At 67.0% G+C, this 12633-nt stretch carries 13 protein-coding genes; 7 read left to right on the plus strand and 6 right to left on the minus strand.

Annotated features, from left to right (window positions below; all coding sequences use genetic code 11):
• Positions 1 to 83: 83 nt before the first annotated feature.
• Positions 84 to 773: a TetR/AcrR family transcriptional regulator gene (locus tag ACIA8C_RS29790; protein ID WP_397140403.1), complete on the plus strand. Its 690-nt coding sequence runs from the start codon at positions 84 to 86 to the stop codon at positions 771 to 773.
• An 89-nt stretch (positions 774 to 862) separates the two neighbouring features.
• Here ACIA8C_RS29790 and fahA read toward each other — a convergent pair whose 3' ends face one another.
• The 3 genes from fahA to ACIA8C_RS29805 form a co-directional block, all read right to left on the minus strand.
• Positions 863 to 2041 (minus strand): fumarylacetoacetase, encoded by a 1179-nt coding sequence (gene fahA / locus ACIA8C_RS29795; RefSeq protein WP_397140405.1) that lies wholly within the window; start codon positions 2039 to 2041, stop codon positions 863 to 865.
• Positions 2038 to 3234 carry a homogentisate 1,2-dioxygenase gene (locus tag ACIA8C_RS29800; RefSeq protein ID WP_397140407.1) on the minus strand — a complete coding sequence of 399 codons (1197 nt, stop codon included), beginning with the start codon at positions 3232 to 3234 and terminating at the stop codon, positions 2038 to 2040. Before ACIA8C_RS29800 ends, fahA begins: the two co-directional genes overlap by 4 nt.
• 332 nt (positions 3235 to 3566) lie before the next feature.
• Positions 3567 to 4193, minus strand: a complete 627-nt coding sequence (locus tag ACIA8C_RS29805; protein ID WP_397140409.1) for a TetR/AcrR family transcriptional regulator — start codon at positions 4191 to 4193, stop codon at positions 3567 to 3569.
• 183 nt (positions 4194 to 4376) lie between these two features.
• Between ACIA8C_RS29805 and ACIA8C_RS29810 the strand changes: the two genes are divergently transcribed.
• Entirely contained in the window at positions 4377 to 6299 is a 1923-nt protein-coding gene (locus ACIA8C_RS29810) for an acyl-CoA dehydrogenase family protein (protein ID WP_397140411.1), read from the plus strand.
• A 67-nt stretch (positions 6300 to 6366) separates the two neighbouring features.
• A complete protein-coding gene (locus ACIA8C_RS29815; protein ID WP_397140413.1) occupies positions 6367 to 6948 on the plus strand; it encodes a Uma2 family endonuclease in 582 nt (193 codons plus the stop codon).
• A gap of 12 nt (positions 6949 to 6960) precedes the next feature.
• Here the strand turns inward: ACIA8C_RS29815 and ACIA8C_RS29820 are convergent, their stop codons facing one another.
• The 3 genes from ACIA8C_RS29820 to ACIA8C_RS29830 are packed head-to-tail and all read right to left on the minus strand — an operon-like array spanning position 6961 to position 9400.
• On the minus strand, positions 6961 to 7776 hold the full coding sequence (locus ACIA8C_RS29820) for an exodeoxyribonuclease III (RefSeq protein ID WP_397140415.1): 816 nt from the start codon (positions 7774 to 7776) through the stop codon (positions 6961 to 6963).
• 33 nt (positions 7777 to 7809) lie between these two features.
• Positions 7810 to 8820 carry a GNAT family N-acetyltransferase gene (locus ACIA8C_RS29825; RefSeq protein ID WP_397140417.1) on the minus strand — a complete coding sequence of 337 codons (1011 nt, stop codon included), beginning with the start codon at positions 8818 to 8820 and terminating at the stop codon, positions 7810 to 7812.
• Complete coding sequence (locus ACIA8C_RS29830) at positions 8810 to 9400, minus strand: peptide deformylase (RefSeq protein WP_397140419.1); 591 nt, start codon at positions 9398 to 9400, stop codon at positions 8810 to 8812. The genes ACIA8C_RS29825 and ACIA8C_RS29830 overlap by 11 nt, the downstream gene beginning before the upstream one ends.
• Before the next feature lie 188 nt (positions 9401 to 9588).
• Between ACIA8C_RS29830 and ACIA8C_RS29835 the strand changes: the two genes are divergently transcribed.
• From ACIA8C_RS29835 to ACIA8C_RS29850, 4 genes are all read left to right on the plus strand, one after another.
• Entirely contained in the window at positions 9589 to 9933 is a 345-nt protein-coding gene (locus ACIA8C_RS29835) for a DUF3263 domain-containing protein (protein ID WP_397140421.1), read from the plus strand.
• Positions 9934 to 9952: 19 nt separating this feature from the next.
• Complete coding sequence (locus ACIA8C_RS29840; protein WP_397140423.1) at positions 9953 to 10543, plus strand: LytR C-terminal domain-containing protein; 591 nt, start codon at positions 9953 to 9955, stop codon at positions 10541 to 10543.
• A gap of 159 nt (positions 10544 to 10702) precedes the next feature.
• Positions 10703 to 11389, plus strand: coding sequence for a superoxide dismutase[Cu-Zn] (gene sodC, locus ACIA8C_RS29845; RefSeq protein WP_397140425.1), 687 nt, complete (start codon positions 10703 to 10705; stop codon positions 11387 to 11389).
• Positions 11390 to 11402: 13 nt separating this feature from the next.
• Positions 11403 to 12548, plus strand: a complete 1146-nt coding sequence (locus ACIA8C_RS29850) for a glutamate--cysteine ligase (protein ID WP_397140427.1) — start codon at positions 11403 to 11405, stop codon at positions 12546 to 12548.
• Positions 12549 to 12633 lie beyond the last annotated feature (85 nt).

Here is a 12633-nt window from a genome sequence, read left to right on the forward strand (position 1 = left end):
TCATCAACGTGACAGCGATTACAGCACGGCATCCTGTTGTTAACAAGATGCCTTGTTGAAGTTGTCCGAGCTATGGTCGAGGGATGACCCGCAGCAAATCCGCCGCGCGGCCTGCCGAGGGTCCGGCTCGCCGCCGGATCCGTGGACTCGACGCCGAACAGCGCAGCGCACAGCGGCGCAATCAACTGCTCGACGCGGCCACCGAACTGTTTGCCGAGCACAGCTATTCGGGAACATCGATCGAGCAGATCTGCCAGCGCGCGTATGTCGGAACCAAAGGGTTCTACGACCATTTCGACAGCAAGGAAGCGTGCTACATCGCGCTGCTCCAACAGCTCACCGCGCAGATCCAGCAACGGGTGATCACGGGTGCCGCCGCGGCCGCCGAGCTGGCCTGGCCGCAGCGCGCCGCGCCGGTGCTAGAGGCGTTCGTGCACGCCATCGCAGACGATCCGCGCTTGGCGAAGGTGACTTTCGGTGAGGCGGGCGGTATTTCGCCGACGGTCGAGCGGATCCGCCGCAGCAACCGGCGCTGGTCGGCGGCCTTCCTGGATCGGGAGTGGTCCGGCGAGCCCGCGAGCGATGCCGGGGTGCAGCGGGCGCGGCTCGCCTTGGCACTGGCGACTATCGGCGGCATGTTCGAGCTCGTCGCGGACTGGCTGCACCATCATGACGACGGCGGAACTCCGGACGGCAAGGACATGCTCATCGAGGACCTGAAGGGTTTCCTCGCCGTGGTCCACGCGGGCCGGGGAGCCGCTGCGGGGCAATAGATTTCAGCAGCGAAACGAGTCGGGTCGATGGTTGTCGACCCGACTCGTTCGGTGTGATCCGGTGCGCGGCCTTGCTCAGTGGCGCACTATCAGCGTTGGCGTGCGGGCTGGATGCGACCCCTGACCTCGCCGAGGCCGATCCGTCGGACGTCGGGGCCCGGTGCGGACGCGGTGATGACCACCTCGTCGCCGTCCTCCAGGAAGGTGCGCTGCTGGCCGTTCACCAAGACGGGTTCGCTTCCCCCCCAAGAGAGTTCGATGAACGAGCCACGCTGATCCGGCTCCGGGCCGGAGATGGTGCCGGAGGCGTACAGGTCGCCGGTGCGGGTGACGGCACCGTTCGCGGTGAGGTGGGCCAGCATCTGCGCGGGCGACCAGTACATGCGGGAGAAGGGTGGATGCGACACCGCTTCCCCGTTCCAGGAAACCGTCAGGTCGATGTCGAGACCCCACGGCTCCTCTTCTTGCAGGTAGGGCAGGGGCTCGGGGGACTGTTCCGGTGTCGGCACCCTGGCGGGTTCCAGCGCGGCCAGCGGCGTGACCCAGGGCGCGATCGACGTCGCGAAGGACTTGCCGAGGAACGGGCCGAGTGGCTGGTACTCCCAGGCCTGAATGTCGCGTGCGGACCAGTCGTTGACCAGCACCACGCCGAAGACGCGTTCGGCGAACTCGCCCGTCTCGACGGGATCGCCGAGTTCGGAACCGACGCCGACCAGGAAGCCGAGCTCGGCTTCGATGTCCAACCGCCGGGACGGCCCGAAATCCGGTGTGCCCGAATCGGTGCGGCGCTGACCGTTGGGCCGGATCACCTCGGTGCCGGACACCACCACGGTGCCCGCTCGACCGTGGTAGCCGACCGGCAGGTGCCGCCAATTCGGCAGCAGCGGTTCGCTGTCCGGCCGGAACAGGCGGCCGAGGTTGGTCGCGTGGTCGATGCTGGCGTAGAAGTCGACGTAGTCGCCGATCGGCACCGGCAGGCCGAGACGCACCTCGGTCAGCGCATGTACTGCGGCACTGTCGATTTCATTGTCGACCAGCTCGCGGACGCGTTCGCGCACCTCGCGCCAGTGCCGCGGGCCCTGCGCCATCAGTGCGGCCAGGCTCGGCTCGGCGAATTCCGGATCGCCGAGTGCGGTAGCGAGATCGATCACCGAATCGCCCAAACGCGTTCCGACACGGTAGTTCTGGCCGTCGGGAGCGAACACGCCGTAGGGCAGGTTGTCCGCGCCGAACAGTGAATCGTTGGGTACCTCGACACGAGTTTTCACGCGGGCCCCCGGCCCGACCAGGTCCACGCGTAGGCCGGATCTTCGCAGGCGAGGGCGCCCTCGCCGAGCTCGAGCGGCCGGAAGGTGTCGACCATGACGGCGAGTTCGTCGAAGTAGTCGAGCCCGATGCTGCGCTCGTAGGCGCCGGGCTGCGGGCCGTGCGCGTAGCCGCCGGGGTGCACCGACACCGAGCCCTGCGCGATCCCGGATCCCTTGCGCGCCTCGTAGTTTCCGCCGCAGTAGAACATGATCTCGTCGGAGTCCACGTTGGAGTGGTAGTACGGCACCGGGACGGACAGCGGGTGATAGTCGACCTTGCGCGGTACGAAATTGCACACCACGAAGTTGATCCCCTCGAAGGCTTGATGGGCGGGCGGCGGCTGGTGGATGCGGCCGGTGATCGGTTCGAAGTCGCTGATATTGAAGGTGACCGGGTACAGGCAGCCGTCCCAGCCCACCACGTCGAATGGGTGGGTCGCGTACCGCAGCTTGGTGCCGACGACCTGGCCGCCAGGCCGGTGCTTGACCAGCACCTCCACGTCGGTGCCGGTCGCGGTGAGCGGCTCGGCCGGGCCGTGCAGGTCGCGCTCGCAGTACGGTGCGTGCTCGAGCAGCTGACCGAACTTCGACAGGTACCGCTTCGGTGGAGTGATGTGGCTGCTCGCCTCGATCACGTACGCGCGCAACGGTTCCGGGCCGGTCGGGAGCCAGCGGTGGGTGGTCGCGCGCGGGATGAGCACCTGATCGCCCTGGCGTGCTTGCACCGCGCCGAAGACCGTTTCGAGCACGGCGGCACCGGATTCCAGGTAGACCAGCTCGTCGCCGATCGCGTTGCGGTACAGCGGCGACGCGCCCTTGGCGACGACATAGGAGATGCGCACATCGGCGTTGCCGAGCAGCAGGCGCCGACCGGTCACCGCGTCGGTCCGGGCGGGGGCATCGCCGGGGAACAACTCGTGCAACCGCAAATGCCGGTGCCGCAGTGGATGATTCGGGGTGGTGGACTGATCGGGCAGCTCCCACACCGTCGAGTCGACGATCGCGGGCGGCAGCCCACGGTGGTACAGCAGTGACGAGTCGCCGGAGAAGCCCTCCTCACCCATCAGCTCCTCATAATAGAGCTGGCCCTGCTCGTCCCGATGTTGGGTATGCCGTTTCGGCGGCACCGCTCCTACCTGTCGGTAGAACGCCATGACCGCACCTCCTTGCCTGGCTTGTGGCCTGGTTCAACTGGTCACCATCGTAGTGATGGCTGGCCGGGCGCAGTGGCGGAATCCACCCCCGACAGGGCGAATTCTGCCGGAACATCGGCCACCCAGGAGGCATTTCGCCTAGCTGTTCAGTTTCTACCCGACCATTTGTCAAACACAGCGCCCAGCAACAAGCCGACCGCCTGATCTCGCAAGCACATGGGTAACTCACCGGGCACGGGCCAACCCAGCCCTGCTCCATCCCGCCAGCCGCCAACGCGACTGTCGTCCCACCTGAGTCTGGCCTGAATATCCGGAGAGGCGGGGGAGCCAGCTCAAGCGTGGCGGAGGGCGCGGTAGACCGCCGCGCCGACGAAGGCGCCGAGATCCTGTGGTGTCCAGTCGCCTTCGTCCGCGAGCAGGGTGCGCACCGCGCCCTCGCCTGCCGACACCCACAGCTCTACCAGCACCGGCAGCTTGCGTTCGGCGTCCTCGGTGCCCCAGGCGCGCAGCGTCGGCCGCAGCAGGGTGCCGCAGCGTTCGATGGCGAGCGAGCGGCCGCGCCCGAACGAATCCGCAACGGCCGGATCGGGATTGCCGTAGAGCAGGCGCCAAGCGTCGGGCCGGGCGGCCGCCTTTTCCAGCAGCGCGCGGAAGCCCTCGATGAACACGGTCTCGCCCGCGTCGACGTCGCGGCGCCGCATCACCCCGAGCAGGTCGTCGACCAGGTAGCTCTCCTCGCGCTGGATGAGGGCCTCGATCAGTTCCACGCGGTCGGCGAAGCAGGCGTAGACGACCGGACGGGTCACGTTCATCCGTTCGGCGATGGCGGCCATGGTGACCGCCGCGATGCCGTGCTCGACGGCGATGGCCAGCGCGGTGTCGAGCACCTGCGGGCGGCGGCGTTCCGGGCCGAGGTGCGGCGCCCGTTGCCGCGGCCGCACGGCCGATTCGCTACCCATGGGCACCAACATAGCAGCGTACATTGCCAAGTTCGCGCTGGTCCGACGCCTGTAGATCAACTTCCTACATCGATGAAGGTTAATGCTACAGTTCTGCATGAAGTCGGCTGGATGCTGCCGGCTGCCCTTGTCGAGCGACCTGCCAGCAGGCGCGAGCGCGAAGCCACGGCCGAGGAGCCAGCGATGACCGAAACCCTGTTCAACCCGAAGACCTGCGAGTTTGCCGAGTTCGACGCGGAAACCCGGCGGCTGCTGCGCGCGACCGTCGATTGGTTCGAGGCACGCGGCAAGGCGGTGCTCAAGCAGGAGGATCGGGATCGGGTCTGGTACGCCGAGTTCCTCGATTTCGTGAAGCGCGAAGGCGTCTTCGCGACCTTTCTCACGCCGGCCGCCGAGGCCAACGGTGAGCCGAACAAGCGCTGGGACACCGCGCGGATCGCGATGATGAGCAAGATCCTCGGCTTCTACTCTATGCAGTACTGGTACGTCTGGCAGGTCACCATCCTCGGCCTCGGCCCGATCTGGCAGAGCGACAACGCGGCGGCCAAGCAGCGGGCGGCCGCGCTGCTGGATTCCGGCGAGATCTTCGCGTTCGGGCTGTCGGAGAAGGAGCACGGCGCCGACGTCTACTCGACCGACATGATGGTCGAGCCGCAGCCGGGCGGCGGATACCGGGCCACCGGCGGCAAGCACTACATCGGCAACGGCAACCAGGCCGCGCTGGTCTCGGTGTTCGGCAGGCGCTCCGATAAGCCGATCATCGACAGCTCCAAGGCGCTGGAAAGCAAACCGACGCAAGAGGATTACGAGGGTTACCTGTTCTTCGTCGCGGACAGCAAGCACGAGAACTACCATCTGCGTGGCAATGTCGTGGACAGTCAGATGTACGTGGCCGCCTTCGACCTCGACGGGTATCCCGTTGCCGAGGAAGACATCCTGCACCGCGGCGAGGCGGCCTTCCACGCGGCGATGAACACCGTCAACGTCGGCAAGTTCAACCTCGGCTTCGGTGCAGTCGGTGCCTGCGAGCACGCCTACTACGAGGCCATTACCCACGCGGAGAACCGAATCCTGTTCGGGCACAGGGTGACCGAGTTCCCGCAGGTGCAGGCGCTGATGACCGACTCCTACGCCCGGTTGATCGCGATGAAGCTCTACAGCGAGCGGGCGATCGACTACATGCGCTCGGCTTCCCCTGAGGACCGGCGCTACCTGCTGTTCAACGCGATCGAGAAGATGACCGTCACCCGGCAGGGGCAGCGGATCATCGAGGACCTCGCCGACGTGATCGCCGCGCGCGGTTTCGAGAAGGACATGTACTTCCCGATGGCGATGCTCGGCCTGTTCGGGCTGCCAAGGCTCGAAGGCACCGTGCACGTGAATATGGCGCTGTCGCTGAAGTTCATGGCCAACTACATGTTCCACCCCGCCGACGCCGGCCTGGCCGCGCTGCAGTTCCTGCCCGGTGCGGGTGCCGCGCCGAAGGGCGCGGTGCGCGCGGTGTCCGGTGCGCTGAGCTGGTCGAGTCGCAGGCTCGCGCCGCGCGCCGGTGCCGCGGTACCGAAGCTGCGCGCCGAATTCGCCGGTGCCGCATACGCTCCGGTGCCGACGCGCCGCGACACCGCCGACGACGAATTCCTTTTCCGGCAGGGCCCGAGCAGCGGCCTCGGCCGCATCCGCTTCAGCGACTGGCGCCGGGTCTTCGAAAAGTTCACGCACGTACCGAATGTCGCGGTGTTCCTGGAACAGGCCCTTGCCTTCCAAACCTTGCTCGCCGCCGCGGCCCCGACCGCGGCGCAGCAGCGCGACGTCGACTTCTTGTTCGCCTTGGGCGAGCTCTTTACCGCCCTGCCCTACGCACAACTGATCCTCGAACAAGCCGAGATCGAGGGCACCAGCCCGGCCGTGCTCGACCAGATCTTCGACAACTTCGTCCGCGAGTTCGCCAAGAACGCCCTCACCCTGCACACCAAACCCGCCGCAACCAAGGCCCAGCAGACCCGCGCCCTCGACCTGATCCGCCGCCCCGTCGCCGACCGCGCCCGCTTCGAACAGGTCTTCACCCAGGCCAGAGCCCTGTCGGGCACCTACGAAATGAACCCGTAGCGACCCTTTCGGCCTGAGCCTCACCAAGGCTCAGGCCGTTGTCGGTCGATCTCAGTATCTTTGTGCAATGGTCGAAGTCCGGGGACCGCTGATGAGCACAGCGGAGTTCGAGGAACTTGCTCAGGCCGCCTACCGAATCGGGGACGGGTTGCGCCTGGAGTTCATTGGAGGGACCTTGAGCGCCAAGCCTCCGCCGAATGGGAATCACAGCTGCGTGATCGCGTGGCTGACACGTCTGTTCCTGCTGAACCGGCCGGAGTTGTGGTTGTCGTCCGCCCAGGGGCTTCTCGTCGGCAGCGATCGAACAGGGCGGGCACGGCCGGACGGCACGTTGGCGGACGCCGAAGCCTTTGTAGGTCAAGCTAAATGGGCTGACGCGGATCTGGTACTCATGGCCGTCGAGGTCGCTTCACCCGGCGAAGATACCAACCGGCGGCACCGTACAGAAAAGCCACGAGCCTACGCCGCAACAGGCATTCCCGTCTACTTGCTGATAGACCGAGCGGCCCACGAGGTCGCCGTCTACAGCGGTCCCAGCGCAGGTCGGTACCAGCGAATCGTGACAATGCCATTCGGTGCCGAAGTACTGCTCCCCGAGCCGGTCAGTATCACTCTCGATACCGCGCCGCTCGCGCAGTGGGCGGCCTAACCGCTGTGACCGTCAGACGGTGAAGTCGGCGATTACCGGGGCGTGGTCGCTGGCGCCCTTGCCTTTTCGTTCTTCGCGGTCGACTACGGCGTCGGTGGCGGTGCGGGCCAGGGCGGGGGAGGCGAGGATGAAGTCGATGCGCATGCCCTCTTTGCGGGGGAAGCGGAGTTGGGTGTAGTCCCAGTAGGTGTAGACGCCGGGGCCGGGGGCGTAGGGGCGCATGACGTCGGCGAAGCCGGTGTCGAGGAAGGATTGGAACGCGTCTCGTTCCGGCTGTGATGTGTGGGTTTTGTGGACGAAGAGTTCGGGAGCCCAGACGTCGTCGTCGGTTGGCGCGATGTTCCAGTCGCCCACCAGCGCGATCTTGGCTTCGGGATCTTCGGCGAGCCAGCGGGCGCCGTTGTCGCGAAGGGCGGCAAGCCATTCCAGCTTGTAGGTGTAGTGCGGGTCGGCCAGGGCGCGGCCGTTGGGCACGTACAGGCTCCAGACCCGGACGCCGCCGCAGGTGGCGCCGAGAGCGCGTGACTCGACGACCGGCGCGCTGATCAGCGACGCACCGGCCTCCTTGTCGAAGCCCGGCTGGTTCGGGAACGCGAGTTCTACCTCCGTCAGGCCGACCCGGGAGGCGATGGCGACGCCGTTCCACTGGTTGATGCCGAGATGGGCGACCTCGTAACCGAGTTCGTCGAAACGCTCGAACGGGAACTGGTCGTCGCGACACTTCGTCTCTTGGATGGCTAGTACGTCGATGTCCTGGCGATCCAGAAACTCCGCCACCCGGTCGAGCCGGGAGCGGATCGAATTGACGTTCCAGGTGGCGAGGCGCACAGCGGCCTTCCTTCGTAGGGATATAACTCCGTTTTACCGGAGGCCGGCGGACCGGTGCGGATGGTTCGTCGGGGACGCGTACCGATACATGTGGTGCTCGACGAAACCCAGCTCGCGATACAGCGCGAGGCCGCCACTGTTTCCGGCCTCGACCTGAAGGTACGCGTGCGTCGCACCGCGCGCGTGACCCCACCGGATCAGCTCGGCGCACACCAGCGAACCGAGCCCTTTCCTGCGATGCTCCGCGCCCACCGCCACGCAGGTGAGGCCGACCCACCGGCGCCCGTCCGGCGCCGTGGTTACCGCGCCGCGACCGATCGCGATCGGTGTCGGCACGCCGAGCGAGGCGAACCCGAGCTCACCGTCGCGCACGGCGGTCAGCACCTCGACATCCGGCTCCCGCGCCGAAAGCCGCTGCGGCGTAGGCGCTTCGCCTTCGTATCGGTTCAATTCCAGCCAGGCGTCGTCCGGAGTGCTTGCCACGCGCACCATCGAAGGCCCCTGCGGGAGCACGAAATTCTCGATGTCGATGGCCAGCATGATGGTCTCGCGCCAGCTGTCCCAGCCCGGCGGGATGGCGGCCAGTCGATCGGGCAACGCGAGCAGCAGCGGCAACCCGTGCTCGGTGTACCACTCGCCGATGCGATGGATCGCCTCCGGTGTCACCGCCGCGGGCCCGTCTGAACCACCCAGCGGCACAGCGGAATTCGCGCGACCGGTGTAGCCGTGCCCGGCGCGCACCAGCCAGCCATCGATCCAGGTGTGCTCGATACCGGGCCAGGCATCCGCTGCGGCGGCCTCCAGCGACCTGATCTCGCGAGTGCGAATCGGCCTCGGCCCCACCGCTTTCAATGCGACGACCTGATCCGGCGTCACCGAAACCACCTGCCCGTCGGCGCCGCGCACGGTCGGCGGATCCAGCGAGACCAGTTCCCCGATCACATCGGTGAGTGGTTGTGGATAACCGGCGGGCAATCGATAGCGCAGGACCACGCGACGGCCGAGCGGGATATCCGGAAAGGCGGCGTCTCGATCAGTCGTCATGGCCGAACGGATCCGCGACGGTCCCGGGAATCCAGCTGAGTCCCGGTGTGCCCCAACCGTTGCGCTTGATCGCCTTCTTCGCCGCGCGGGCATTGCGCCCGATCAGCACGTCGACATAGAGGAAGCCGTCCAGGTGCCCGACCTCGTGCTGCAGCATGCGGGCGAAGAAGTCCTTGCCCTCGATCTCCACCGGCGCGCCGTGCTCGTCGGTGCCGGTCACCTTGGCCCATTCGGCACGTCCGGTCGGGTACTGCTCGCCGGGCACCGACAGGCAGCCCTCTTCGTCGTCGTCCGGGTCCGGCATGGTCTCCGGGATCGCCGAGGTCTCCAGCACCGGGTTGATCACCGCGCCGCGGCGGCGGGTCGCGGTGCCGTCCGGCGCGACGTCGGGGCAGTCGTAGACGAACAGCCGCAGCGGCACGCCAACCTGGTTGGCGGCGAGGCCGACACCGTGTGCGGCGTCGAGCGTGTCGTACATATCCGCGATGAGCTCGGCCAATTCCTCCGGTGAGTGGGTGACCCGTTCGGTCGGGTTGTGCAGAACCGGGTCGCCGACGATCACGATCGGGAGGATAGCCATGACACTAATTATTGCCGCGCCGCCTGCTCGCCGACCGTGCGGGGGCGGCAACCTTCCCGCGACACGCCTACCGGCAGGTAGGGAACACGCCGCGCCGTAGCCCCGGCGATCCCACGGTCTCGTGGTTGAATGATCCGCGACGTACAAGCACCATTTTTCGTCTGGTGGTAACTCGGCGAGGGAGCAAGATGGACGGCGCAGCGGCACGGAATCTTTCCGCGATCCAGGGCGACCCTTCCGCGAGCGGCGATGTCACGGCAGCGGAAACGACCGGCGACGGCGACGGCCTGAGCCGTCGCGAACACGACATCCTGGCCTTCGAACGCCAGTGGTGGAAGTACGCGGGGGCCAAGGAAGAAGCCATTCGAGAGCTGTTCGGCATGTCGCCCACCCGGTACTACCAGGTGCTCAATGCCGTCGTCGACCGGCAGGAGGCGCTCGCCGCCGACCCCATGCTCGTCAAGCGGCTGCGCAGGCTGCGGTCGAGCAGGCAAAAAGCCAGGGCCGCGCGACGGCTCGGTTTCCAGGTATGACCGGGCTAGGCTCGACTAGGTGAGCTACCCGAATCCCACCTCCGGTGGGCCGCCATTGCGAGCGTTGGCGATGGTGCTGATCGCGCTGGCCATCGTGTTCGGCGGCCTGGGTGCGATGTCGCTGTCGACCTCCGATGCCGACAGCTCAGGTTCCGGTCCGTCGGAATCGGCCACCTCGACCGCCGCGAAGCCGGTACCGCAGGTGCCCGCGGGCACCACCGCCCCGAAGGCCTCCGACGCCGCGCCGTCCTCGACGCCCGCCGCTACCTCGGCCGCGGCGACCACAACACCGTCGACCACCGTCCCGGCGACCAGCACCGGCGCGGCCGCCGCGAAGGCGGTTCCGGTGACCGTGCTGAACAACAGCATGATCGTCGGGCTGGCCGGAAAGACCGCGAGCCAGCTCACCGCGGAAGGCTGGAACGTCGTCGAGACGGGGAACTACCCCGGCGCGAATATCCCGAAAACCACCGTGTACTACGGCAATTCGCCGGGTGACAAGGAGGCGGGGCAGGCCATCGCGCAACAGCTCGGCATCACCGCGGAATCGAAGTCGAGCGGATTGGGTGAGTCCGCACCCGGTGTAACCGTGATCGTGACGGGTAACTGACAACTGGTGACCTGGCCACGCCAACTGGCGACGTGCCGCTGAACGGGCCTGTCACGGCGCGACACGGCGGACGTGGCATCATCTTGTCCGGTAACGAACGTGTCCACCCAGCTTTACCCATAAACTTCGTAAACTCGGTACTCATAAAGGAGTTCCCCGATGGCCCCGTCCACAACTCGTCGCCCGTCCTGGCGGACTGTGACCCCGGTGCTCGCGGTCGCGGTCCTCGGCCTCGCAGGCTGCTCGAACAGCCAGGAGTCGAGTGACGTCAAGGGAACGACCCCGCCGGTGTGGAGCGGTTCCGCCGCCCCGCCCGCGAGCGAATTCGGCAAGGAAACCGGCACCGCCGAGGCGAACACCGGCGTGAAGGTCGACCTGAAGGACGCCGCGGGCGCCTCGGTCGCCACCGCGAACATCGTCAAGGACGGTAACCACCTGCAGTTCACCGTCGAGGCGCACGGTCTGCGCCCCGGCTTCCACGGCCTGCACGTGCATTCGATCGGCAAGTGCGAGGCCAACTCAGTCGCGCCGACCGGCGGCCCGGCAGGCGACTTCCTTTCGGCCGGTGGCCATCTGCAGGTCGGCAGCGCGAACACGCACCCCGCCAGCGGCGACCTCACCTCGCTCGAGGTCCGCTCGGACGGCACGGCCAAGCTGGTCACCACCACCGACGCGCTGACGCTCGACGACCTGAAGAACAAGGCGTTGATGATCCACGCCGACGCCGACAATTTCGGCAACATCCCGAACCGGTACCTCCGAGCCGACGGCGTTGCCGGCCCGGATGATACGACGCTAGCGACAGGCGACGCGGGCGGCCGCGTTGCCTGCGGTGTGATCCAGTAGCGCAGGAGCCGATATGGCCGGGGCAGGCAGAGAACACGTTCCCTTCCATGGATCGCCCCGGCCCACCATCGGCATCGAGTGGGAGATCGCACTCGTCGACAAGGTGAGCCGCGATCTCTCGAATACCGCTGCGGCGGTGTTCGATTCGCTGGGCGATCTGCACGCGCACGACGGCACCCCACAGGTGACCAAGGAGCTGTTGCGCAATACGGTCGAGCTCGTCACCGGTGTGCACGAGACCGTCGGCGAGGCGGTCGACGATCTGCGCGGCACCATGGACGCGGTCCGGCGCGCCGCCGACCCGCTCGGCGTCGACCTGTTCTGCGCGGGCACCCATCCGTTCGCCCAGTGGTCGGCCCAGCAGCTCACCCGCTCGGAGCATTACGACGAGCTGATCGAGCGCACCCAGTGGTGGGGCCGTCAGATGATGATCTGGGGCGTGCACGTGCACGTCGGAGTTTCGCACCGGGACAAGGTCTTTCCGATCCTGAACGCGCTGCTGATGCAGTACCCGCATCTACTATCGCTGTCCGCGTCCTCGCCGATGTGGGCGGGCGCGGACACCGGTTACGCCAGCAACCGGACGTTGATGTTCCAGCAGCTACCCACCGCCGGGCTGCCGTTCCAATTCGAAAACTGGCAGGGCTTCGAGCATTTCGTGCACGACCAGTTCAAGACGGGGGTGTTCGAACAGCTCGGCGGCATGCACTGGGACATCAGGCCCGCGCCGAAGTGGGGGACGATCGAGGTGCGGGTGTGCGACGGAGTGTCGACCCGCGCCGAGCTGGCCGCCATGGCCGCGCTGATCCACTGCCTGATCGTCGACCTGGACCGCAGGCTGGAAGAGGGCGAGACGTTGCCCTCGTTGCCGCCGTGGCACGTTCAGGAGAACAAGTGGCGGGCCGCCCGCTACGGGCTCGACTCGATCATCATCGTCGATGACAAGAGCAACGAGCGGCTGATCACCGACGACGTGACCGACCTGCTGAACCGGTTGGAGCCGACCGCGAAACGGCTCGGCTGCGCGGACGAATTGGCGTTCGTCGCGGAGATTCCGGAGCGAGGTGCGTCATACCAGCGGCAGCGAAAAGTCGCCGCGGCGGCGCAGGGTGATCTGGTCGCGGTGGTAGACGCGCTGGTCAAGGAGCTCGAGCAGTAATTCGACCGGTGGGCTAGGTTGCCGAGTGTCCACCCATCCGTCGGCTGTCGTTCTCGAGTGTTCAGCCGCTCAGTGGGATGGCGTT

This window comes from Nocardia sp. NPDC051321 (assembly GCF_044455225.1).
In the GTDB taxonomy this organism is placed as follows: Bacteria; Actinomycetota; Actinomycetes; order Mycobacteriales; family Mycobacteriaceae; genus Nocardia.